This window comes from Mesorhizobium sp. M0208 (assembly GCF_040322015.1).
GTDB lineage: Bacteria > Pseudomonadota > Alphaproteobacteria > Rhizobiales > Rhizobiaceae > Mesorhizobium.
Genome location: NZ_JAMYSP010000015.1, coordinates 110,660 through 134,200 on the forward strand (window position 1 = coordinate 110,660; position 23,541 = coordinate 134,200).

The window sequence follows — 23,541 nt, forward strand, 5'->3', positions numbered from 1 at the left end:
CCGATTTCGTCGTCGAATTCCCGGCAAAACGGCACGGTGAATCCGCCGTCTTCTACGAATGACTGTTTCTCTTTTGCGATCTGATCGGCATTCCGCGGGAACGTGACCCGAGAATGAAATCAAACACGGCTTGAGGCTGACCCAGCGCTGTCGCCTGCAAGGCTGCCGGAATCTTTGCTGCGGCTTCGGCCTGTTCGGCAAGCACGGTGAGTGACATGCCGAGCGCGCATTCGAAGGCGCGATCCGGCGCGTTCATCAGCCGACGAAGGAGCGCCGCGGCGCGTCCGGCATGACGCGCCGCCGCCGCATGCTTGCCCTCGCGGATCTTCACGCCGGCCGCCGATAACAGGATCAATCCCTTGAAGAGCATCCGAAGCGGAGCGCCTCGATCTGCAACCTGCCAAAGACCTTCCCAAGCCTCATGGGCTTCCCAGTAATAGCCATGATTGAAGAGGTCGATACCCCAGAGGAAAATGTCCGAGTCAAGCGACGCCTCTTCAGCAATCTGAATTGCTCCGCTGTGATAGCTGTGTCCTGCAGGATCGCGCACGGGATGCGGCTGCCGGCCGGGAAGATACGCATAGGACGGAAAATTCTTTTCCGGTAGCCAGCGCGGGTGCAACGTCGAACCAATAGCCATCAAAGACGCATTTTGTCACTGCAATCAATTACGATAGAGGTGATTGGGCCGCGACGGGCGGAGCCCGCAGGCCGGTCGCCCCTCGTCCGGTACTCTGGAACAGGAACCCCTTGCGGGTTGTCTCCAGGCAGTCTCGTGTGCCCGCGCGTCTGCGGCCCAGCGCAGCTTGAAAGGGTGCTCCCGACCGAGCGGCGTCAGACGGCTGGCCTTGTGACAGCCCCGACGCACAGCCCGGCCGGTACCGCGCGGCAACTTCGAGAGCATCTCATCTAACCCCCACATTTCTCCGCTATTCCGGCGATACATTCCTCGAGACGCTCCAGGCGGAATTTCGCAATGCGAAGTTCGTTCCCGGCTTCGAAACGTCGATGGCGTCCCTGAGGTGTGGTCGCAATGAGGTTGCGCTCAAGTTCGGCAATGTGCGCACGCACCTGTTGGGCATCGTCCTGACGCAACGCCTTGATCCATCCACGCCCGCGCATCAGTCTTCCTGCCAGTACCCCGAAAGTCATGCCCGAGTTATGCCACCGAGACCCTAATTTGCGGCAAGCCGAAACAGTCGAAATTTAACTTCCGCTGACGCGATTATATTTTGACAAGGCGTTCATCCGGTGGAACGGGACCAAGCTCGGTGAAGAACCTCTACCGGCCTTGCTCGATTGAACTCGTGCCCTTGGGCGCGAAGAAACACGTCCATCTGAACCTCTGGTAGGCCTCGAACTTCATATGCGGAATGATCGTTCGATAGAACGTCATCAATTGCTCACAGAGATGGTAGGAATCATCGGGGGAGGCTTGGACACGCTCCCTAGGGATAAACCACTCTGGCTCTTGTGGCTCATTCAGATAGGAAGGGCGAGGCAGGCTGACGTAATAGCCGTCTTTCGTCTCCCTGACATCGCGAGGGTCTATCGGATGGCAATCTTTGTTGCCGCAGCAATCATAGAGCAGGACCGGGTCTTTTTTGCCGGTATACCAATCGTGAGCATCCGCATTGCCAGTTAAGACAAGCCACGCCAGCGCGATCCGTCTTCGTGGCTGTCTCATGACATCCCCCCATATGCCGCATAGCATATATTAGCGAAGTCTAATTGTCATCCTGGAGCCTCATGCATGCGGTCGAAGCCGCCAACGGGTTTGTCAAATATTCAATCGCCTCCGCTCATGCGAGGAAAACAAAACCGTCCGGCAAGAGAGGTGGCGACAGGATTGTCGTGGGCCTTGATGCGAGGGCATGTCGAGCAGTTCTCTCTCTCAGCCGCAGGCAAGACGGTGCTTTCGCGCCGAGGCGTGCCCCATGAAAAGGCCGGAGAGTTGGGCTGGTATGTGGATAATCAGCGCTGGTGTCTTGCCGATTGCGCCAGCCGGCGCGCACTCTCGCCGCCATGGTGGCGGAGCATGTTGAATTGGCCTTGTTTGAGCAGTCGCTCGGCAATATCGAGGGCCTCAATCGACCGTTCTGTGATCGTGTGGCTGACGCTGCGGAAAAAACCGCAGGGTCGGTTCTGTTCGATGTTCGCGTCGACGGCGATGTCTGCGTACAGCGGATGGCTGCGATTGGATATGGCGTAACCGGCACTGCGATAATCGTGATGGAGAAGAACGGACAACTTAGATGCGCATCGATCAACGAAGACACTGCGCTTTTGGTGGCGGAATTGGCTGCCTGGAATGCGTCTCCGCTGCGTGAGCAAGCGAAGGTTGACCACCGCGCAACGGCCAGCATCCTGCTAGCCAAGCTTCGGAGCTCAGGTCACTTCGCCCGTTTCTAGGCGGCTCGGCGCTGCTGGTATCCGGCAGCCAAATGGCTCCTCGGCTCACACAAGACCCGACGGCGAATAAGCGCACGCTTGAATAGGCCATGTAGTCCAAGGTCTCCCGATGGCGCTGATTGTGGAGCGGCGGCGGCGTCGCTTCGATTGAGGATAGCCCGAATCTGGCTGACCTTTCAGGCAGGAGCGTGTTATGCGACCTCGCCTTTCACGCCCCGCCAGCGGCTCGTTCAAGCCACTTGGTCAACGTAGCCTAATCGCGTACCAAGACCTCGTGCCCTCCAGTTGGCGCGCCTTTGGTGCGCTAAGAATTGCCAGAGAAGAAAATTCCCCAAAATGCTCGACAAAACCTATGATGCCGCCACGGTCGAACCGAAGATCGCCCAAAAATGGGATGAGGCAGACGCTTTTCGCGCCGGTGCGAACGCCAGGCCGGGCGCGGAAACCTTCACCATCGTCATCCCCCCGCCGAACGTCACCGGTTCGTTGCACATGGGGCATGCGCTGAACAACACGCTGCAGGACATCATGGTGCGGTTCGAGCGCATGCGCGGCAAGGATGTGCTCTGGCAGCCTGGCATGGATCATGCCGGCATCGCCACGCAGATGGTGGTTGAGCGTCGGCTGGCCGAAAAGCAGCAGCCGGATCGCCATAGCATGGGCCGCGAAGCCTTCATCGAGAAGGTGTGGGAGTGGAAGGCAGAATCGGGCGGTGTGATATTCAAGCAGCTCAAGCGTCTCGGCGCATCCTGCGACTGGTCGCGCGAGCGCTTCACTATGGACGAGGGTCTGTCGAAGGCCGTTCTGGAGGTCTTCGTCACGCTCTACAAGGAGGGCCTGATCTATCGCGACAAGCGACTGGTCAACTGGGATCCGAAGATGCTGACCGCGATTTCGGATATCGAAGTCGAACAGCATGAGGTTCACGGGAACCTGTGGTATCTGCGCTACCCACTGGAGCCAGGCGTCGCCTACCAGCACCCGGTTGCTTTCGACGAAGACGGCAAGCCCACGGAGTGGGAGATGCGCGACTATCTCGTCGTCGCCACCACCCGTCCTGAGACGATGCTCGGCGATACCGGCGTTGCGGTCAATCCGGACGACGAGCGCTACAAGGCAATCGTCGGCAAGCATGTGATCCTCCCGATCGTCGGCCGCCGCATCCCGATCGTCGCCGATGAATATCCGGACCCTACGGCCGGAACAGGCGCTGTCAAAATGACCCCGGCGCACGACTTCAACGACTTCGAGGTCGGCAAGCGTCGCGGCCTGCGTGTCGTCAACATCCTGACGCCTGATGCGCGCATCACCATCAAGGACAATGAGGATTTCCTCGAAGGTCTCGATCGTCCCGCCGCCCTGCATGGCGCCTGGGATGAACTGGAAGGCAAGGACCGTTTCGAGGCTCGCAAGATCGTCGTGCGCATCTTCGAAGAGGCCGGCCTGCTGGACAAGGTCCAGCCGCATAAGCACACGGTCCCGCATGGCGACCGCGGCGGCGTGCCGATCGAGCCCATGCTGACCGAACAGTGGTTCGTCGACAACAAGACTTTGGGGAAGCCTGCGCTGGAATCGGTGCGCGAAGGAAGAACCAGGTTCGTACCGCGCAACTGGGAGAACACCTATTTCAACTGGCTGGAAAACATAGAGCCGTGGTGCATTTCCCGCCAGCTTTGGTGGGGTCACCAGATCCCGGCATGGTACGGACCGGACGGCCATATCTTCGTCGAAAAGACCGAGGAAGAGGCTCTGAGCGCGGCGATCGAATATTATCTAGCGCTCGAAGGCCCCTGGAAGGGCTGGGTCGAGGACAAGCTCGAGAATTTCAAGCCGGGCGAGATCCTGACCCGCGACGAGGATGTGCTGGACACCTGGTTCTCGTCGGCGCTGTGGCCGTTCTCGACGCTCGGCTGGCCAGATCAAACTCCGGAACTCGCACGCTATTATCCGACCAACGTGCTCGTCACCGGCTTCGATATCATCCCCTTCTGGGTCGTTCGCATGATGCAGATGGGCCTGCACTTCATGAAGGACGCGAATGGCAGACCTATCGAGCCTTTCGACACGGTCTATATCCATGCGCTGGTGCGCGACAAGAATGGGCAAAAGATGTCGAAGTCGAAAGGCAACGTCATTGATCCGCTCGATCTCATCGACGAATACGGCGCCGACGCGTTGCGTTTCACCCTGACGGTGATGGCGGCGCAAGGCCGTGACGTGAAGCTCGATCCGGCGCGCATCGCCGGCTATCGCAACTTTGGCACCAAGCTGTGGAACGCGACGCGCTTTGCCGAGATGAACGAAGTCGCACGCAACGACGATTTCTGGCTCAACGACGCCAAGCTGGCGGTCAATCGCTGGATCCTGACCGAGCTGACGCGGGCGGCGCGCCAGATCACCGACGGCATCACCTCATACCGCTTCAACGAGGCGGCTGGTGCTGCCTATCGGTTCGTCTGGAACCTGTTCTGCGACTGGTACCTGGAGCTGCTGAAGCCGGTGTTCATGGGCGCGGACGAGGCGGCCAAGGCCGAGAGCCGCGCCTGCGTCGCCTTCGTGCTCGACGAAATCTACAAGCTCCTGCATCCGATGATGCCGTTCATGACCGAGGAGCTGTGGGAACAGACGGCGGGCGAGGGCAAGGAGCGCGGCTCGCTGCTTTGCCATGCCGCATGGCCGTCGCCTGATTTCGAGGACGCGGAAGCGGCCGCCGACATCAACTGGCTGGTCGACCTCGTCTCCGGCATCCGCTCGGTGCGTTCGGAGATGAACGTGCCGCCGGCGGCGATCGCGCCGCTCGTGATGGTTGGCGCCAACGACGTGACACGCGAACGGCTCGCTCGCGAGGATTCGGCGATCAAGCGGCTGGCGCGGGTCGGCGACATCTCGCTCGCCGATACAGCCTCGAAGGGCTCGGCGCAGATCGTGCTCAACGAGGCGACGATCTGCCTGCCGCTTGGCAGCCTGATCGACGTGTCTGCCGAAAAGGCGCGTCTCGAGAAAGCGATTGCAAAAACCGAGCAGGAGACTGGTCGTATCGCCGGCAAGCTTTCGAACGAAAAGTTTGTTGCCAACGCGAATCCGGATGTGGTCGCCGCCGAACGTGAGCGTCTCGGCGAACTGGAGGGACAAAGTGCCAGCCTCAAGCTTGCGCTGGCCCGGATCAGCGAGGCGGGCTGAGGAAGACTTTAAATTCAAGCTCGGCATGCGGCGATAGTCGCGTGCTGTTGCGGACCAGGCTCCGCCAGCACAGGAACAACGGTCTTCCTTAGTTTGTCATGGACAGTTCGACACGGCAGCTTCAATCCTGGAGCAGCCGATGTGTCCTCTGCAGTCCTGTTTTATAGACAACTCGCGGCGGCTTGGCTGTCGATGCTCTTCAAGGCGGGGCCGATCGATCACACTCGCAGCCTATTGTTCTTCTCCGCCACTGACCGTCGAATCTTGGTGGCTCGTCCGCCTCCGCCCCGCACCATTTGAGCGCGACAGGTAAGCGATCGCTGATGCCCCAGATATGTGCAGGCCGGACTTCAATGACGGGGATGGCGAAAAACTGAGTGCTCGGGCTTGCGGGCCGAGCTTGTCGGCCGCTCGATGGAAAGTGTCATCTGAGGCGGGGACTCTGCCGCGTGCAGCTGGAAGACTCGTTCGTCCAGTTCCTTGTCTACTTCCGTGAGACGATGATTGAGGCGAAGGTAGTCTGTCCAGGTCGGCGTGCGGAATGTTTCTGTCCATTGCATAGGCTTCTGCAGGTTGCGCTGGAGCGTCCAGTTCCGCGCACCGACGCGGCTGTGTACATGACGCCGCTGCCGCATGAGGTCGAGGAAGGCCTCGAGATTTCTCTCGGCTATCAGGTATTCGACCTTGACCACGATCGGGCCGCTTCTCGGCTTCAAATTGAGAGCGACAGCTGGGGCGTCGAATTCGCCCAAAGGATCGGGTTCGGATTCGCGGCGCTCGCGAAGAGGAAACAGAACGCCGGCTGCGGCGACGAGCAACAGGGCTGCAGCGGAGCCCTCCAGCGCCCAAGTCAGGGAATGGTTCTGGGAAACCGTGCCCCACACCCAGCTGCCGAGCGCGATGCCACCATCAATCAAGGCATAGTAGATCGAGATTGTGCGCCCGACGACCCAGCGCGGGCTCGCCAGCTGCACGCTCACACCGACCCCGGACCAGGCGGTGACCCAACCCGCGCCGCCCAAAGCAAGTGCAATTGCCGCCACCGCAATCGAGGATGTCATTGCCAAGGAGAGAGAACACGCCGCGCAGGCGACGCAGGAGAGCCTCATCAGCCTTTCTTGCGACAAGCTCCGTCTGAACAGGCTGTTGGAGAGGCCGGCGAAGACGGCACCGGTCCCGAAGCCGGCCATGAGCGCGCCATAGGCGAGCGGGCCTCCTCCCAACTGGTCGCGGACAACCACCGGCAGCAGCGCGAGTATGGCGATGCTCGCCAGGCCAAAGAGGGTTCCGCGCGCGATCGCCGCCTTGATTTCCGATGACATCGCGGTGAAGCGCAGCCCATCATAGATCGCAGTCCTCATCGGCTCACGCGGCAGAGGCGAAGAACGAACCCTCCACTTGCAGCGCCATATGGTGGCCAGAGGGACCAGGTAAGTGAGCGTAGTCACGGCGAAAGCCGTCATAAGCCCAAACGAAGCAACCACGATGCCGCCGAGTGCCGGGCCCACGGTCCGGACGGTGTTGAAGCCAACAGAAAGCAGGGTGACGGCAGCGGGAACATCGCGTCGGTCCACGATATCGCCGACAGACGCTTGCCAGGCGGGATCGTTGAGAGCGCCACCAGATGCGATCAAAAAGCTGAAGCCGAGGATCATCCACGGATTGACAAAGCCCAGCGCCACGGACGCGGTCAGCATTGCGGAGGCAATCACCATAAGGCAGCGACCGGCGAACATGACCCGGCGCCGGCTAAAATTGTCGGCGAGAACTCCGGCGAACACGGACAAAATGAAAGCGGGCAGGTTCGATGAGGCCTGCACCAGCGCAACCATCAAGTCGGAAGTCGAGATTGTTGCCATCAGCCAACTTATGGCAACGGTCTGCATCAACCAGCCGAGGCTGGAAACCTGGGTGGCGAGCCAGATCGAACGAAAGGTCGGCTGCATGAGGGGCGCAAATGTCGTCGGCGCAGCCAAATCTTCAACTGACCCAGCCACCCTACTCATTTTTTGCGAGCCTTTGCTTTCCGTTATTGGCCGTCTCGCATGTAATCTCGACTGAACCGTGGCGGCTGGCAAAATTGAGACAGAAACTGTTTTGCCTTCGACGAATGCGGCCACAGTTCCTTCTTACCAGTTTTGCGGCCGAGACGCAGACTTGAGCCGGCTCACTCTCCTTCGACGACATCACCTGGGTGAAGCCCGGATTCATGCTTGTCGTTTGACGCGCCATGCTTCATCAACGGGCACTTTGCTGAGCGATGCCTTTTCGCGAAACGCTACCCTGTTTTTTCGCTGAAAGCTCGCTCACCAACGGCGTTCGATGCGTTGAGTGTGGCTTGGGAGAGTGAGGACGCTTGCAGATCTTTGACAGGATCGATTCCCTGATAGACGCAGGCGATTGTCGGGCCGCGATCCAAGAGGCGCGCGCCTTGCTACTTCAATTCGAACAAAGGTCCGATGCGCTCACACATGCGATCGACGACTTTCTGCTCGATCTCATGACACTGGCTTTCATTGTTGAATGTTATGGACGCGGCTTTGAACTTCTGGCGCGAACGCTTGCCCGTAGAAGACTGGCAAAGGTCAGGCTTTTGTCGGAAGGGGTCGATTTCGCCAGGGAGAAATGACACCCAAAGCTTGCTGGCTGAACCGGCGATCGCGCCGCGTTCCACACAGTGACGAAGGCAATCAACGACGTTCGGCCGCCAAAAAAATAGGGCCATCGGTAAACCGAGGCCCTTTAGGTGTGAAGGTCAAAACCTTCAGAGGGGAACAGCTGATACGATGGAATGGGAGGAAACCATCGCGTGCATCAGCTGTAGGCTTAATGGCTAAACGTTGTGCAATGCGCAAACACATTTTGTGCAATGCAGCTATGCAAGAACGGAGAGTGTCCCTCTCCACCCCCAAATTTGCGCTTGGAATTGTTTGTGCTGCTCGCATGGTGCTGATGAAGGAGATCCTGACGCTCGTGCACCTCCAGCAGGAGCAGAGACGATCATCGCTCGATCGGCCGTCCCGCCCTCGAGCCCGCCCTCGACGATCTAGAGGGTGAACGGGAGCGCTTGCGCCAGCTTTTTGCCCATGCGCCCGCAGGCTCGCGTCATACCAGTCGCGTGATAGTGGTGACGTTTGCGTTCACCGGCGATCTGCCCGCGAAGCGTCGTCAATTCGCCGAGGTGCAGGCAACCGACATCGATCGCGGTGACGAAGGCGAGGTCACTTGTACGTAGGGCGCTTCCGATAGCGGATGAATTTCGCTCGGGTTTGGACGGCTCGAATTACTCATTTTGCGATCCAACCTCCGCGTCGCGAAACCCAGTATTGTTTCAGATGATAAGCTGACGTTTGCTACGCATCAAACTTAGGAGTGCTGCGACAGCGCGAATACGTTCATCGCCTTTTGAAACGTCTCAGCCCACAAGTCATCGGTCAACGCACAATAGCGCGCGAGAAACAGCAGCGAGCGGACTTCAGCAAGGCCCATGAAAAGGGGCAACACGTCGAGTTCAATCTTGGACAACGGGCGGATCTTTTCATATCCGGATATCAATGAAGCGACCATCTCACCGGAATTGGGGCTTTCGGCGCGCGCTAAGTGCCATGCCGCCGTGCCGAGGTCGAGAACAAGAGGGCCGTGCCCAAAATCATCAAAATCGAAAAAGTGGACCTTCCCCTGGTGAACGCGAGTATTGCCTGTCCAGGCATCGCCGTGACACAGGCCGGCTGGAAGGGAGTGCAACTCAAATCGCCGCAAGCATGCCAGGTAGTCGTGCTCAATCACTCCCGAGACTTCGCGGCTCTCAAGGATGGGAGAAAGTGCCAGCAACGTATCTTGGACTATCGCTATAGGCTCAAGGCTTCGGATGTCTCCGCCAATGGCGGTTGGCATAGCCAGGTGCAGGTGCGCGATGGACGCTCCAAACTGCGCCATACCAGCAGGTGTAAGCTCGATCGGGTCCCCTTCGACACTTTCGAAAAGGCAGGCATGACGAAGGCCACCACCACATGCCAATTCAAGGATATGGGCGGATCTGTCGGCCGTGGCGACAGGTCGGCTTACACCCACATCCGCGCGGTCAGGAAACTGCGTCAGCAGGGTTACCTCGGCAATGATGTGCGAAAGGGGCCTTCCCGATGCGCGGTAGAGCCGTGAATAGAAATACTTCTGCCCCGCACGTGCCCGATAAGTACGATTCACGCCGTCAACGACCAATTCAATGGCGTCAAAACGGAGCGAGTATTGGGAAGAGAGCCAATCCTTGTCGATATCGATCATAGGCTCCAAATACACATTTGGTCCCAATGTCGCAAAAATCCGAAGCCATCATCCGGCTCGGTGCTCCAATGTATCGCCACTAACGCCGGATGACGATAATCCCGGCCAGTGCGATGAGAACGATACCCAGCATTGAAGCCGTAATCATCGCTGCCTCCTCGATACAAGCCGGAGTCGTGGTCGCTGGAGACCGGGCGTCTTTGCCGGATCGGGCAAGCCGCTTGTGTGTGCCCGCCGCCATCCTGACCTATCCTGACAGACAAAAAGATCAAAGCCAGAACGGCGACGACGGTGGCATAGCGGAACAGGGATCGTGCCAGAACATGGCGGGAACATTTTTGGCCCAGCGCATTAGTGAAGTTCGCATGCGCGATGTCGTCACCATCCTGGTCGAGGGCAAAGTGGCTGCCGGGTGAATTGTCGAACGTCTCAACGGTTCGCCGAGAATTTCGTCGTGCTCCGGACGATCTTCGCTGTCGACTCCAGCCGACCTATCGCCTCACAAGTGCCCGCCGACATCTTGCCACGGTGTCAAGATCACTGACTTCCCACTGGCGACATCGCGCCCGCGCCCGGTACACGAAGCGACTTTGTTCCAAAAAATGGCTCCCGTCGCTCTACCGGCTACCTGTCAAGACGGGATCGCTTCTGCGCGTCGGGCGGATCGCGGCTGATAGCCGCGCATCCGCTTGGCGCGCAGCAGCTCGAGGAAAAGGGCGACGGCTTCGCCCTCGGTATCAAAGGAGTGCTGTACCGTGCGGCCGGTGGTTCCGATCCGGCCCCAACGCCGGACCAGGCAGGTCTGGCCGAACAGGGTCTCCTCGATCGACAGTGCATAGAAGCGCGCCATGTTCCGATCCGCGTCGCGGCGTTCGATACAGAGGCGATAGAGCTGCGCGATCATTGCGGACAGAATCGCGCAGCCAGACGCGCGCGTCCAATGAATGGTTTGAATCAGCGGACGCGGATCGATTCACTCTGGTGATGGATGGAACCGAACGTCAGTCGTTCAGCACCGTCTTTGATGGCCGTCGATTTTCGTACGACCGACCGCCCAGGACTATGGCCCAACGAGGATTGGCTACATCTCTTCGGGGCTGATAGCGCGTCCGGCTACTTCGGCTGCCCGGCAAGGAATTCCGTTATCAGGCCCTGCACCACCTCCTGCATGGTTGTTCTGTTGCGCGCGCAATGGACCTGCAGCTCGATCATCTGCGAGACCGGAATGCGTGTGTGCAGCCGGGCTGTCTCGCCGTCTGCCTTTGGCCTTTCGAGCTTCGCTTTCGCCGCTCTGGCAGACTGGGTTCTCGTCTGCTGCTCCAGGTTGTCGGTTTCGCTGATGCTGGATTCCACAATGGCAGCCATGTTGCGCGAGAACGGATCATCCGAACGGGCGCGGGGTTTCAAGGCAGGCAGCGGCAATTGGTTTGCGGTCCGATCGCTTTTCTCATTCATTGCGGGTGGCTCCGTTCAGTTTGCGGATGATCTCGGCGGTCAGGGCATTCGTCTGGTCGCGAGCGTCCTCGACGGCCTTGTTCACGGGCTTGACTTCGTAAAGCGTCCCGGCGGTTGCGATTGAAGCGAAGGTCGGCCGTTGCGACAAAAAGGTCTCAAGCACGCTGGCGTCGGCCTGCCGCAGCAGCTGGATCGCCGTGCGGAAGGCCATCGTGTTGTGTTCGATCCCCGAAACCATGTTGAGCATCACCGCGTAGGGAATTTCGCGATGGCGTCCGCCAAGCGAGCGGATGTGCCGGATCAGACCGAGGCACTGCTTGATATCGAAGACGTGCGCTTTCGTCGGGATCAGCACGAAGTCGGCGTTGGCGACGGCCGGTCCGAGGGCGGCCACGGCCGTGCCTTGGACGTCGACCAGCAGCAGGTCCTCGGCGTCGGATTGCGCCAGGCGATCGATCAGGTCGTCGGTCGAGCTGATGGGGATGACGTCGATGTTTGAAAGCGCGTACCCGGCGCGGCGACTGTTCTTGCTCCACTCCACCGCGGACAGTTGCGGATCGGTGTCGAGCACCGTCACCCGATGACCGGCGGCGGCGAACTCGCCAGCGAGCAGGATGGTGGTCATGGTCTTGCCGACCCCGCCTTTGGGAGAGGCCACTGTGATTTGCACCGCGCGTTGTTCCGGCATTGTTTTTTCCCAATGTTGCGTACCTTGGCGTCAAGGCGCATAGGCGATTTGGCGCCAAAGTGACTTTCTTGCATTATGCCTATGGGCCGATGCAACAAAGTGCCGAGGCGCATAAGTGCCTGTGTGATAATATGAATTTGCACATCGGTGCAATGTTCCAGGATGCATGATCGGCTCTGCATTAATGTATCAGTGAGTCAGTATAATGTTTCATATTGAATTGACAAGATACGCAATTTGGGTCCAAATTGGCTGAGCAGGTCGTCGCTTCGCTTCGACCTGGACCGTCTTCGACGTGAGGCCCATCCGCCATAGCGAGGAATTTTGGACACCAGCGCCGCCCACAAGGACACCCGAAAGCGTTCCCGGATCGATATTGGGCCGGAGGCGGGCGCGCTCCTGGATGAGGCCTGCAAGGTGTTCCAGCTTGACCGAGCGGAGACGTTGCGGCGCATTATCCGGGCCAGCCTGGATGTCGGTCCCGCTCTGTCAGCTGACAATTCACGCACTGTCGCGGCGTTGGCCTCACAAGTTCGGATGGTCGGCCGAAACCTCAGCCAGCTTCTCCATGCCATTCATTCCGGCCACGCTGCCCCCATGGAGGCGGCGTTGCCGATATGGGAAGCGCTGGATGAGAGGGTGAAAGCTGTCGACGCCGAATTGACGGCGATGACGATCGCCCATGGCCTGAAACTTCGGAAGGCGGCGCATCTACTGGATGGTGAGGGCGCGTGAACCTCGACCAGTCTTCCATACAGGCCATAGCCGATCGGATTCGCGCGAGCGCGGCTTTTGAAGAAGAGAACCGCAAGCGCCGGCGTCGGGCACTGTTGTCCTTTTCTGGAAATGACGATGATTGGTTGTTCAAGACGGTTCGCGGCCGGAAGGGGGAGGGCGGTCTCGGGGCAAGCCAGCCACCGGAACCGGCCGTGCCGCGCTCGTCTCCCGGGGAGCTGGAGCCGCCGCGCGGTAAAGCCGGGCGCCTAAACCTCGCCCTGCCAGCGAAGCGACGGAAGCTCGCCGGCGGACCTGCGCCGAGGGCCGCTGCCGACAAGCTGGCGGCCGGGTATCAGCCGGCCGTTCTGAAGGTGATTTCCTACGGGCATGGCGTCACAAGGGCAGCCGCCATCGGTCAATATATCCAGAAGGAGGGCGTCGCGCTCGAGACGCATGACGCGCGTATCCTGGCAACGCGGGAAGCCGTCGCCGAGGAAATGAAACAGTGGGGCAAGGGTTTCGACAAGCGGCGGGAGAGCGAGGATGTGGCGACGTTTCGGCTTTCGCTGGCAGGACAGGAGAATGCCGAGCGCCTTTCACAGGCAGTTCAGGCAGGTTTCGCCGGCCACGGTTTCGCCTATCGTATCGACACACTGCAGGACGGATCGAGCGTCGCGCGCGTCGTCGCGACCATGGCCGGACACAGCGTCGTGAGGGGTGAGAACGGGGACGACAAGGTGAAGCATCGGTTTCACTTTTCGGATCGACGCCAGCAGGATCGCCAGTTCTCGGCACCGACCCGGGCCACGATCGCCTCGCGGATCTCCGAGGCGCTTGGGGTCAAGGAGGATACCGTTTCGGTGAAGCCAATTGGGGAGCCCGGCCACGGCAAAGCCGGTGTCGTGTTCCAGCTCGCGCGCCTTAGCCATGACGGAGCGGCGATCGGCGCCGACGGCGCCGCGATCGCGTCTGAGGAGGCGGTTCGGCAGACCGCGCAGTCCTGGGACAAGACCCTGAATTCCTACAAGCCTCGCGACACCATGCACATGATCCTGTCGGCCAAGGCGGGCGAGGACAGGCAAGCTCTGGTAAGGGCCGCGCGTGGGTTCCTGCATGAGCAGTTCCCCAATCACAAATTCGCCTTCGGCATGCATGCCGATATGGCGGAGGAGGGCGGTCATATTCATGTCCACGCCATCGTTGCGGTGAAGGGTGAGGACGGTGAGCGCTTGCGACCAGGTCCGGCCCAGCTTCGCGAATGGCGCGCGCTCTATGCCCAGCACGCACAAGCGCAGGGCATGAAAATCGTCGCGACCTCCGCGGCCTATCGAGCGTCATCACAAAGCTATGGCCCGCGCGACAAGGCGATTGTGGCCACGGCCGAAAAGCCGCGGCCGGGCAGGGAGGCGCGTGACCGCGCCTACGCCCGTGCAAACCCGCACGTCATCGAGAAAGCCCGCCAGCGGATCGACTACGCGAGGGCAAACCCGATCAAGATTCCGATTTCGGCGCGCCAGCTGCAGGCCACCCAGGAAAGCCTTCGGGACTGGCACTCGGTTGCTGCTTCCCGGCCGGATAACGCGATAGCGAGTCAATTCATTGATCGGATGACGCAAGCTTCCCGATCCGGTACTGTTGTGGTCGCTATTCGAGATGGAAAGGGTGTTCAAATGAGTTCAGATGCCACCGCGGACCAGATGCGGGAAAACCTAAAACAGATCAACGAGACCGTTAACAAGACAGCGGCCATGATGAACGGCCAGACCAAAGCGGAGTTCTTACGGCGCGCGGCGCCCACCATGGAGCTGTTGGCGATCCGGACGGATCTCAAATCGCTGCAGGAAGGTGGCGTGACGCATGTCAGTGAAGACCAGGCCCATCGGATTGCCGGCACGCGCGCCGAAGCTTTGATCCATCGCGCCCAGGAGATCGAGGCCGCTGAGCGGCTTGAGGCCGATCGCGCTCGCGAGATACGCAATCGCGCCATCGAGCAGGAGATCCGTGACGAACGAGCCGGATCGGCTGATCCGACCTCGCTTGAGCAGGTTGCGCAAGACCGCGAAATGGTGCGCAACGCCGAAAGCATCGCTGCGAAGGAAGCCCGCGAGGCACAAGCCGCAAGCGAAGCCGCGCGTTCATTGGCGCAGAATCCCAACGAGCGGCTTGATCCCGAGATCGTCAAAGGCGAACGGCTCGAAGAACTGCAGCGCCTACAGTCGAGGAGCATCAACACCGCTCCAGTCGAAGGCGAAGAGCCGGATTCACAAAAGCCGCAAAAGCAGTAGTTGCCTCGTCATGCACCACTGCGTGGGCTCGTTGTTCCCTAAGCCGGGCTCTGGCAGCGGCTCCGTTCGGCACACGCTCGCGTCCAAACGCAAGATGTACTCCGAGGAAAGACGAGGATTAGACATCTCGTGATTATGCAACCTCCTTCACCCGGATTTCTATATCCAGGTGAGCGGAGGCGGCGATGTTGACGAGGGCGTCAAGCGAGAACTTGGCGAGCTTACCGCGCAGCAGATCATTGATACGAGGGCGCGTCAGGCCGAGCCGCTTGGCGGCTTCCTCCTGGGGAATGCCCCAACGCTGGACTGCCTTACGGATTTCGTAGAGCAGCGCCGAGCGCGCTTTAAGGTTTGCTGCCTCCTGTTCGGTGTCCGCCAGGGCGTCCCAAACGTTCTCATAGATTTCTACGTTCATCGTTCTGCCTTCCATCGTTTTAGCCGTTGAGCCGCCAGATCGAGGTCTTTCTTGGATGTGGCCTGCGTCTTCTTCTGGAATGCATGAAGCACCAAAACGCGGTCCTCCAGCGTTGCCAGATAGATGACGCGGAACGCTCCCGATGCCTCCCGAACCCTGATTTCCCTGACGCCGGCCCCCACGATCTGCATAGGCTTCCAGTCGTCGGGATCGTCGCCGCGCTGGACAAGTTCGAGCTGCCAGCCGGCCTCTATCCGCGCATCGTCAGGAAACGCTCGAACATCCGCCCTACTGCTTCCAAGCCATTCAATCACCTTCATCGGGGTGCACTGTATCGGTTTTGATACATGTTGGGTAGAGCGAAAATCAATCGCATTTTACGGACCAGCAATCAGCTCACGTCCCTAGAACCCCGGCCCGTTCATGGCTCTCCTCGGATCCCCACCAAGAACCGGGAGGCGCAACGAAACGGTTCGATGCGCACGCCATCGGATTAGGGACGCTTCGTCTTGTTCTCACACTCGACTTGGGCACCGAAGGCACAAATCGCTCATTTGTGTTCAACTGAATTTCAGGTCCTAGCGATCGCCGTGACGTCTAATTTGATCCTGCAGCGCCTCAAGAGCGGCTGACGGTCCCCCGTCGACATCTCCGCTATCCACTGACGGTGACAGGGAACGAGCGCCGGCCTCCACTTCCTGATCGAGCGATGCGAGCAGCGCGGCGATCGACGTGGACTTGTTTCCCGGCCGGACTTGGAATTGCAAGACACTTGCCTTGCCTTCAGACGGACTCGGGTCGGACGCCTTTGATGCTGCCGGCGCCGATCGCCGGCCAAGGGTGGGAAGCGGCCGCGGCGCATCATCGGCCGTCTGATAGGTCCGCTTCGGCTTCAACTCCGGAACGTCAGCTGCCACCTCGCTCTTTGCTTCAGCCTCACCGCCCGTTGGAAGGCCTGAGCTTGGCAGCGCCTGTGGTGCGTCCGCGCTGTCGCTCTTTACTTTCGGCTTTAACGCGACGGGATCAGCCCTTTCAGCCGCCGCACCAGTCGCAGGCGGCGCCGCATCGGCATAGACTGTATCGCCCGAAACCGACGCTTCGACGGTATCGGGTTCCCCCAACTCGAAAGGTGCCGCAGGCGCGGTGTTAGCCGCCGCTTCGACGTCCGCCATGGAGCGCAGCGGAAGATCCTGCCATCGGGAGAGAGGCGGCACTTTCAGGCGCCGGTGCCGAAATTCCTGGTAGGTCGCTTTATAGGGAGCGTCCTTATAATAGGTGATCTTGCGCACCATGAAACCAGGGGGGCTCGAGCCCAGAACCACGGCCTGCTTCGCCGGCAGTTGCCGAAGCTCCGCCGCCGTTCGGAACGGCCTTTCCTGATAACTTAAACTCTTGTCTCGGCCACCAAATATACCTTGACCAGCCCTGATGATCGGTGTGGGCACCTCGATCGTGGTCGGCCCCAGCATTACAGAGACATGTTCCGAGGTCTCCACGTCGTTCATGCGGATGAAAAGCTTCACCTGACACGCGGTCACCGTGGTGTGCCGCGTCGCTTTTCCATAGACTTCGTCAAGCTGGGCAAGATCCTGCAGGATCAGGACCATGCGAAAGCCATAGCCCGCGTTGATCGCCAGCTTGGAAACGATAGACTCCATTTTGCCGAGCTGGCGAAACTCGTCGATCATCACCAGGACCTGATAGGGCTCGTCCGGGCCTGGCGAGGAAGCCATCAGCACATCATGGATTTGCTGAACCAGGAGTTTGATGATGGGCCGGAACACGTCGAGCTGCGCCACCGAGCAGCCGATGAAGAGAGCCGTCGGGTCCTGGCGAAACTTCGAGATATCGAAATCGGTCGACGCCGTAGCGGCTGCAACGAGATCATTGGTCCAGGGGTTGAGAGCCGCCGTCAGGTTGAAGTAGGCTGAGTTTCGCGTTTCCTTTTCCAGCGCAATGAACTGGTTGAGCCCGTGCACGACCCACGAAGGCAGATATTTTTCCTCGTCATTGCGGATATTCGTCAGCACCCTGAGAAAATCCACGCCGGTCGACAGAAGCATCGCGACGGCGCGCAAATGACGCTGCCCCTCATAGCGTGGTGACGTCAGCACATAGCCGATCATGGCCGAAAGCAGCTGCCGGCCGGCGCGCGCCCAGATCTCGGAACTTCCTGTCGCCTCGGGGATGATGAAGGAGGAGACCACCGCGCAGTCCGTCGGCATGCGCGCATCGCGCCGGATGAAATCCAGCGGATTATAGCGATGCGAATCCTGCTCGCCGGGCGAAAAGAAAAAGACCTTATCGCCGAGCGCCTGCCGATGCGCACCGAACGCCTCGAAGTTCTCCCGCTTCGGATCGAACCACACCGAGGATCCCCGCCACATGTAACCGTTCGGAATGACAAAGCTGACGCCCTTGCCGGATCGGGTCGGCCCGACCACCAAGACGTGCGCGGGCTCGTCCGAGCGGATCGTCGCCCCACCCATCTTGCCGAGGATCAAGCCTTGCTTTGCCAGCAGGTTTTTCCTTTCGGCGTCCATGATCGTGCCGAACCGCGCATTGCCGTAGTGCTTTGGCTTGCGGTTGATCAGGCTTGCAAAGACCAGGCCGACGCCGATCGCCACGACAACCGCGACCGCGATCGCGCCCCGGATGATCGTCTCGCCCTGCGTGGGATGATAGGCCAGGCGCTGGCTGAAATGCTGCCAGGCAACGAACAGGCCGCTTAGGCTGCGTTGCGCGTTCTGGTACTGCAAAAGCCCCCAGCGCGAGGCGCCTTCAGAGGGGAGCGCGGGAGTCCACCGCCATGTCGCCACCAGCTCGTAGGCCAGGCTCCAAAGGGCAAAGAAGGCGGCGAGGCCGATGAGGCCGAGGAGAAGCCTATAAGCGAATACGCGAGACATTCTGGGGAACCTTTCTGGCGGCTCTCCATTCGGTCATGCGGTTGAACCAGATCGCCGAAGTTCCGCGCCAGCCGCCCCGGCGCGTTTGTTGGATCACAATCGGCAGGACCGACCGCACGTAATCGATGATCTCTGCCTTGCTCAGCCCGAGCCCAGCCTGCATGACCATCAATGCTAGCTGCTCAAACGCACCGGTCGGGCTGTCCGCATGGATCGTCGTGATCGATCCGGGATGACCTGTGTTGACGGCGCGCAAGAACGAATAGGCTTCCGCTCCCCGGATCTCGCCCAGGAAGATTCGATCCGGCCGCAACCGCATGGCGGCTTGCAGCAGCGTTTCAACGGTCACGTGCGCCAGGCCCTGGTCGCCCTTTGATGCGACGAGGGGCAGATAGTTGGGCTGGTGCGGTTTAACCTCTCGCGTATCCTCAATGGTGAGGATCCGCTCATCCGAAGGCACCTCGTGCAAAATCGCGTTCAGAAACGTCGTTTTGCCCGACGATGTGCCTCCTGAAAGCAAGATCGAATACCGTTCCCGCACGGCCAGGCGGAGGAAATCCTCGATCTTGCCGGCGTCGAGATATTCGCAAAGGGCGCTGTCGGTCTCGCTCAATTCGCCAGGATCCTGGACGGAGATCGTATCGAACGACCCCCGCTTCCGGTAATCATCAAGGCGCATATCCTTCACGACCTGCTTGCGGATCGCGAAGGCGCCTCCTGTCGGCGTCGCCGGCGCAAGCACGCCCTGGAAGCGTTCGCCGCCGGGGAGGGCGGCCGAAAGCAAGGGATTTTCCTCGCTGATCGATTGCGAGGATGATGCCGCTATACGTTCCATGAGGTAAGTGATCGCGGCGCGGTCGAGCTCGGGGACGTCGAAGGGCTCCATATGTGTCGAGCCAACAATTTCGACCCACACAAGCCCAGGCCCGTTTGCACAGATTTCGACCACGCGATCGTCGTCGAGCCAGCGCCGCACCGGCTCCAGCGCCTTATTTAGAAAGACGGTTCTTTGCTGCCCGCTCACGTCGTATCTTCCTCAACGCCTCGCGTACCGGGTCCGGATAGAACTCCGAAAAATCGAGGTCGCGGCGGACGAACACCATGATGCGCGACCCCTGATCGACATGGATCGTGGGCGCGATATTGATCGAATTTCGAAGCGCCTCTTCGGCAATGCGGTTGAGGCTTTGCGAGACCTGTTGCGCGCCGATCTGGCGCGCGCTCTGCAGGTATTGGTTGGGCTGCGTCTGGACTGTCACCGTCTGTCCGGTCTGCGGGTCCGTGTAGGTCTGGTTGGTGTTCGACCCATTCTGGTCGTTGCCAAGGTTGGCGATGAATTGCGTCGCACCGCCCACGACACTTAGAAGGATCGCCGAGCCGAACCGCTCGAAATAATGGTTGTCGACCTCGCCCGGCATGCCGCTGCGACCGAGCTCGTCGGTGCCGGTCGAGCCGAGCTGCACCGACATGCCGTCCGATTGAAGCAGGCGTGTCCACACTATGAACACCCGCGTTTGGCCGGTTGCGAGACCACTGCGATATTCACCGATAAGGCGGGAGCCAGCGGGGATCAAAACCCTGCGACCGTCGAACGACCACACATCCTCCGACACGACGGCCCGAACCATACCGGCAAGATCGCTCTGGATCGCGGTCTCGAGTACGCCCTTGATCATCGTCCCTTGGGCGACCAGAGCGTCCGTGCGCGGGTTCATCGTGGCTTTCGATGTATCCGCTCCGCTCTGGCTCGCCCTTGCCAAAAAACGCCGATTGGGGTCCTCCTCGCCCTCGCCCGCGTTTACGGCCGCCGCTGCATCCGCTCCATTGCCGCCGAGCGCTGATGCACTGCCAGGCGGATCGCCGCTATCGACGACGAGCTGCTTGGCGCGCAAGCGCTCCCATTTGCGCCGCTCCTCTTCTTCTTGCCTGCGCCGTTCTTCCTCAGCCAGACGACGGGCCTCGGAATCATCCTGCACCTGTGGTGGAGCTGCAGGCGGTTGCAAGGCTGGTGGAGGGGGAGGCGGAGCCTCGACCGTCGACGGCGGCTGTCCCGGCGCCGCCGGCGGCTCGTCGGGAGCCGTCGGGATTTTCAGCGTGCCGTTATCAAGCTGGGGACGCGGCGTCTCGAGCCCCGGTGCGGGAAACTGTGTGGTGTGAAACTCCTCGCCATCCGACGCCGTCAACAGCGGCTTGTCTGGCGCACGCGTCGCCGCATAGATCATCCAGCCGGCGAAGACCACCGCACCCAGCGGCACCACGATCTTGAAGAATGTGCTCGCCCCGAATTTTGGCGGGGCGACCACTGTTCCTTCCTCGGCGAGCATTCTGTACTCATTGGGAGATGGCATCAGGCCCCCTCACTTTCCGAACAGTCCCACCGCCGACACGCTGCGGCTCGTAAGGTTCGAGCCCGGTCGGTTCGTTCACATTGTTCAGTCTCAGATTGAAGACGCATGTTGCTTCGTTGCCGTTGCGCAGCGTCCATTGGTAATTGACCTTGTCGACGACGATGTACGCGCCCTCGCGGCGATAATTCAGAAGCGTCTCATTGCGCTCGCTATCGACGACATAGATCGCCGGCACTTCCCTTGCCGGATCGAAGCGGAACCAGGTCTTCACGCCGTCGTCGTAGATCACGAGCGGCTTATTTGCCGACGACCCCTTATAGGCATAGGACGAGTTGGCGTTTTCGGCCTTGAAACCCTGCCGGTTCGGCTGTGCCGCCCGGGTCCGGGCTTCGTCCATCAGCGCCGCGTCCGACGCCTCTTCGGGATAGCGGAACTTGATCGCATAGACCTGTTGCGCAACTGGCCGAAACTCGCCGTTGAGGAAGAACACATAGCTGCGCTTGTTGGTCAGGACATTGAGATTCCCGCCCGCATTCTTCTCGATCGGCTTCACAAAGAGCACATTGCCCTTCTTGTTGGGCTCGATGCTCCAGGCCGGGACGTCGCCAGCGCCGAGGGTTTCGATTTTCTCGTCATCGCCGAATTCGATCATGGTCGAGGCCCCATAGCTGGCCGGCACCGACACCACATCGTCCTTCTGATACCAGACGAAGCGAATGCGACTGTCACGAGATCCCGCCCGAGGGGTCTGTTCGGCAAGGGCCGGCTGAACCGCGCAAACGCCGAGCCCGATTGCCATCAGGATGCCGGCGACCTTCATTGCGGTGTCTCCGCGGTGGGTGCCGGCGCCGTCTCCTGATCGCGCCGATATTCGAGCACCTGGAAGCCGAGCGGATTTTGAAAGCGGATCTCGTTTTTGGCCGGCACGCCGGTGTAGCGGAACCGGATCAACGACACCCAATGCCGCTGCACGGTGTTCGCCTGGCTCTTTTCCTCCGTCATGAACCGGACCAGGGCGGTCCTCTGGTTAGGAAACGTCACGGACTTCACGGTCACAGCCACGACGGTGTTTCGCCCGTAGAGCACGACGGGGTTCGCCACCTTGTTTGCCGGGCTGAAAAGCTCGACGAGCTCCCTCGAGGCATCGCCGGCGCTCAGCAATTGCGCGAGATCGAAGTTGTCCTTCAGCGCCTTCGGATCGTAGGTCTCGCGAGCCTTCACATAACGGACGATATCGAACATCCCCATCGACTCGTCCTGCTGCAAAGGCCCCTCGGCCAGCGGCCGCTTGACCTCGACAAACCCGGTGGATTTGTCGACCACCACCATGTAGGGCTCATAAGTCTTGAGCGGCAGCGCAAGGATCAGCGCGCCCACCGCTGCAACGGCAATGACCGAGGCGACGCTTGCCACACACCACGCCAGAGATCGCGACCAGCGATTGCGCCGCGCGATATCTTTTTCCCAGATTGCCGCATCCACGTAGTACGGCAAGGGAGACTCGGTTTCCTTCGCCGGTCCCCCAGCGCTTTCCTTCACATCGCTCATTGGTGCCCCAAACCTATGCGGGATCCGTCAGCTTTCGGGAAAGCCGTGCATATTCCGCTGAATCCTCATACCTTCTCTGTGCGAGGCTCACGCGCGCCCGCTCGCGACCCGCCAGACGTTCCTGCCGCGTGCTCCAGCCCAAGCGTCCCATCAGCCTGCGCTGACCGGCTTGGCCCATCGCTGCGAAGGCGCCGCCGTAGAAGCGCCCAAACGAAGGCGTTCCAATACCAATTCCGCCCGCGAGCGAGGCGGCAACGTTGGTGATTTGCGACAGCAGCAGCACGCCGACAAGGCAGATCAGGATCAGCGGCGCGGCTTCGGTCAAGGTCGTTGTCGCAGCACCATTCGACCGGTTGACTGCGTCGAAATAGGTCTGGGTAATCGAGATGAAGAAGGCACAGAAGGCGTAGACCAGAATTTGCACGCTCATGTACTGCACGATCGCGGTTATCCAGCCGGCGAAGAACCGGGTCGTGTAGCCGAACAGCATAAGAATGATGAACACTGGGGCGAGCGCCAGCAAAAGCCAAAGAAAGATCTTCGACAGGATAATGAGGAAGATCGCATAGCCGATGAGCAGCGCGCCGACGACAAGGATGATCGCCGCCAGTACGTAGCCGCCGAAGTTCAACACGCCAAGGCTCTTGATAAAGGCGGAGGTGGAATTGGCGAGCGAATCCCAGATGTTTTGCAGGGCCGTCTGCACGGAGTTGACGGAGTTCAGCCCGGCCGATGTCCCGGTCACATTGGCCGAAACGCTCGTCAGAAGGCTGTTCCCGATCGCGGAAGGTGTCTCATTCGCGAACGAATAGGCATATGTTTGAAAGTCCCCCCAGCTCGTCGCCAGAGCGTAGATGACGAAGGCGCGGAACAGGCGCCAGACCATCTCTTTTCCAGATCCGGTCGAGGTTCCCTGCCAGATGCCGATGGCCCAGAATATCACGTACAGCGTCAGCATCAGGCCGGCGACACCCACCTGTCCCCCGCCGGTCAGGGCCGACGCGAGGTTCTGGTAGGCTTGCGATACATAGTTATTGCCGAACTGATCGACCTGTTGCAGAAGCGTCGTGATATTGAAGTTCATTTTTTCGCCGTCCCACCTGGAAACAAAGATGGATCGCTATTGAGTGCCTTCATCGGACCGCACTCGAATGGCTTCTTCGCTCCTGTTCCTGGTTCGGGCGCCGCGAACGCCATCGGCCGCATTGGTTCCTCGTCGCGCGAGCATGGAGCCTTGAGCGGCTTGTGGCCGCACCCCGAGGTCGCGACAGCGCCAATGATGGCGGCCGCTGATAGAAGAAAGCGC

At 60.2% G+C, this 23,541-nt stretch carries 23 protein-coding genes; 7 read left to right on the forward strand and 16 right to left on the reverse strand.

Annotation, left to right across the window (positions count from 1 at the left end):
- Positions 1–52: 52 nt before the first annotated feature.
- The 3 genes from NKJ17_RS17120 to NKJ17_RS17130 form a co-directional block, all read right to left on the reverse strand.
- A complete protein-coding gene (locus tag NKJ17_RS17120) occupies positions 53–640 on the reverse strand; it encodes a DUF309 domain-containing protein (protein ID WP_352689520.1) in 588 nt (195 codons plus the stop codon).
- Positions 641–909: 269 nt separating this feature from the next.
- On the reverse strand, positions 910–1,122 hold the full coding sequence (locus NKJ17_RS17125; RefSeq protein ID WP_031193926.1) for a hypothetical protein: 213 nt from the start codon (positions 1,120–1,122) through the stop codon (positions 910–912).
- A gap of 160 nt (positions 1,123–1,282) precedes the next feature.
- Complete coding sequence (locus NKJ17_RS17130; RefSeq protein ID WP_352689521.1) at positions 1,283–1,687, reverse strand: hypothetical protein; 405 nt, start codon at positions 1,685–1,687, stop codon at positions 1,283–1,285.
- Positions 1,688–2,025: 338 nt separating this feature from the next.
- On the opposite strand from NKJ17_RS17130, the gene NKJ17_RS17135 reads away from it, so the two are divergent.
- On the forward strand, positions 2,026–2,412 hold the full coding sequence (locus NKJ17_RS17135) for a hypothetical protein (RefSeq protein WP_502906556.1): 387 nt from the start codon (positions 2,026–2,028) through the stop codon (positions 2,410–2,412).
- A gap of 336 nt (positions 2,413–2,748) precedes the next feature.
- Positions 2,749–5,592: a valine--tRNA ligase gene (locus NKJ17_RS17140; protein WP_352689523.1), complete on the forward strand. Its 2,844-nt coding sequence runs from the start codon at positions 2,749–2,751 to the stop codon at positions 5,590–5,592.
- 350 nt (positions 5,593–5,942) lie between these two features.
- On the opposite strand, the gene NKJ17_RS17145 is transcribed toward NKJ17_RS17140, so the two are convergent.
- Entirely contained in the window at positions 5,943–7,598 is a 1,656-nt protein-coding gene (locus NKJ17_RS17145; protein WP_502906557.1) for an MFS transporter, read from the reverse strand.
- A 350-nt stretch (positions 7,599–7,948) separates the two neighbouring features.
- Between NKJ17_RS17145 and NKJ17_RS17150 the strand changes: the two genes are divergently transcribed.
- Together NKJ17_RS17150 and NKJ17_RS17155 are read left to right on the forward strand one after the other, a co-directional pair.
- Entirely contained in the window at positions 7,949–8,221 is a 273-nt protein-coding gene (locus NKJ17_RS17150) for a hypothetical protein (protein WP_352549342.1), read from the forward strand.
- Between the two features lie 438 nt (positions 8,222–8,659).
- Positions 8,660–8,827, forward strand: coding sequence for a hypothetical protein (locus NKJ17_RS17155; protein WP_352689524.1), 168 nt, complete (start codon positions 8,660–8,662; stop codon positions 8,825–8,827).
- A gap of 131 nt (positions 8,828–8,958) precedes the next feature.
- On the opposite strand, the gene NKJ17_RS17160 is transcribed toward NKJ17_RS17155, so the two are convergent.
- Complete coding sequence (locus NKJ17_RS17160) at positions 8,959–9,873, reverse strand: phosphotransferase enzyme family protein (protein WP_352689525.1); 915 nt, start codon at positions 9,871–9,873, stop codon at positions 8,959–8,961.
- 113 nt (positions 9,874–9,986) lie between these two features.
- Here NKJ17_RS17160 and NKJ17_RS17165 point away from each other — a divergent pair, with 113 nt between their 5' ends.
- The gene (locus NKJ17_RS17165; protein ID WP_352689526.1) at positions 9,987–10,289 is read left to right on the forward strand and encodes a hypothetical protein; all 303 of its coding nucleotides are present in this window, start codon (positions 9,987–9,989) and stop codon (positions 10,287–10,289) included.
- Positions 10,290–10,504: 215 nt separating this feature from the next.
- Here the strand turns inward: NKJ17_RS17165 and NKJ17_RS17170 are convergent, their stop codons facing one another.
- The 3 genes from NKJ17_RS17170 to NKJ17_RS17180 form a co-directional block, all read right to left on the reverse strand.
- Positions 10,505–10,777 carry a WGR domain-containing protein gene (locus NKJ17_RS17170; protein ID WP_023819768.1) on the reverse strand — a complete coding sequence of 91 codons (273 nt, stop codon included), beginning with the start codon at positions 10,775–10,777 and terminating at the stop codon, positions 10,505–10,507.
- A 209-nt stretch (positions 10,778–10,986) separates the two neighbouring features.
- Positions 10,987–11,295, reverse strand: coding sequence for a hypothetical protein (locus tag NKJ17_RS17175; RefSeq protein ID WP_352689527.1), 309 nt, complete (start codon positions 11,293–11,295; stop codon positions 10,987–10,989).
- 25 nt (positions 11,296–11,320) lie between these two features.
- The gene (locus tag NKJ17_RS17180) at positions 11,321–12,016 is read right to left on the reverse strand and encodes a ParA family protein (RefSeq protein WP_352689528.1); all 696 of its coding nucleotides are present in this window, start codon (positions 12,014–12,016) and stop codon (positions 11,321–11,323) included.
- A gap of 324 nt (positions 12,017–12,340) precedes the next feature.
- On the opposite strand from NKJ17_RS17180, the gene NKJ17_RS17185 reads away from it, so the two are divergent.
- Positions 12,341–12,751 carry a hypothetical protein gene (locus NKJ17_RS17185; RefSeq protein WP_352689529.1) on the forward strand — a complete coding sequence of 137 codons (411 nt, stop codon included), beginning with the start codon at positions 12,341–12,343 and terminating at the stop codon, positions 12,749–12,751.
- A 194-nt stretch (positions 12,752–12,945) separates the two neighbouring features.
- Positions 12,946–15,018, forward strand: coding sequence for a relaxase/mobilization nuclease domain-containing protein (locus NKJ17_RS17190; protein ID WP_352689530.1), 2,073 nt, complete (start codon positions 12,946–12,948; stop codon positions 15,016–15,018).
- A gap of 133 nt (positions 15,019–15,151) precedes the next feature.
- On the opposite strand, the gene NKJ17_RS17195 is transcribed toward NKJ17_RS17190, so the two are convergent.
- The 8 genes from NKJ17_RS17195 to NKJ17_RS17230 form a co-directional block, all read right to left on the reverse strand.
- The gene (locus tag NKJ17_RS17195) at positions 15,152–15,433 is read right to left on the reverse strand and encodes a helix-turn-helix domain-containing protein (protein WP_006205593.1); all 282 of its coding nucleotides are present in this window, start codon (positions 15,431–15,433) and stop codon (positions 15,152–15,154) included.
- Positions 15,430–15,753: a type II toxin-antitoxin system RelE/ParE family toxin gene (locus tag NKJ17_RS17200; RefSeq protein ID WP_027054595.1), complete on the reverse strand. Its 324-nt coding sequence runs from the start codon at positions 15,751–15,753 to the stop codon at positions 15,430–15,432. Before NKJ17_RS17200 ends, NKJ17_RS17195 begins: the two co-directional genes overlap by 4 nt.
- 258 nt (positions 15,754–16,011) lie before the next feature.
- Positions 16,012–18,339, reverse strand: coding sequence for a type IV secretory system conjugative DNA transfer family protein (locus tag NKJ17_RS17205; protein WP_352689531.1), 2,328 nt, complete (start codon positions 18,337–18,339; stop codon positions 16,012–16,014).
- Positions 18,317–19,363 carry a P-type DNA transfer ATPase VirB11 gene (gene virB11, locus NKJ17_RS17210; protein WP_023819761.1) on the reverse strand — a complete coding sequence of 349 codons (1,047 nt, stop codon included), beginning with the start codon at positions 19,361–19,363 and terminating at the stop codon, positions 18,317–18,319. Before virB11 ends, NKJ17_RS17205 begins: the two co-directional genes overlap by 23 nt.
- The gene (virB10, locus tag NKJ17_RS17215) at positions 19,329–20,687 is read right to left on the reverse strand and encodes a type IV secretion system protein VirB10 (RefSeq protein ID WP_352689532.1); all 1,359 of its coding nucleotides are present in this window, start codon (positions 20,685–20,687) and stop codon (positions 19,329–19,331) included. The genes virB11 and virB10 overlap by 35 nt, the downstream gene beginning before the upstream one ends.
- The gene (gene virB9 / locus NKJ17_RS17220; RefSeq protein ID WP_352689533.1) at positions 20,671–21,507 is read right to left on the reverse strand and encodes a P-type conjugative transfer protein VirB9; all 837 of its coding nucleotides are present in this window, start codon (positions 21,505–21,507) and stop codon (positions 20,671–20,673) included. The genes virB10 and virB9 overlap by 17 nt, the downstream gene beginning before the upstream one ends.
- Positions 21,504–22,235 (reverse strand): VirB8 family type IV secretion system protein, encoded by a 732-nt coding sequence (locus NKJ17_RS17225; protein WP_352689534.1) that lies wholly within the window; start codon positions 22,233–22,235, stop codon positions 21,504–21,506. The genes virB9 and NKJ17_RS17225 overlap by 4 nt, the downstream gene beginning before the upstream one ends.
- A 13-nt stretch (positions 22,236–22,248) precedes the next feature.
- Entirely contained in the window at positions 22,249–23,319 is a 1,071-nt protein-coding gene (locus NKJ17_RS17230) for a TrbL/VirB6 family protein (protein WP_352689535.1), read from the reverse strand.
- Between the last annotated feature and the right edge of the window lie 222 nt (positions 23,320–23,541).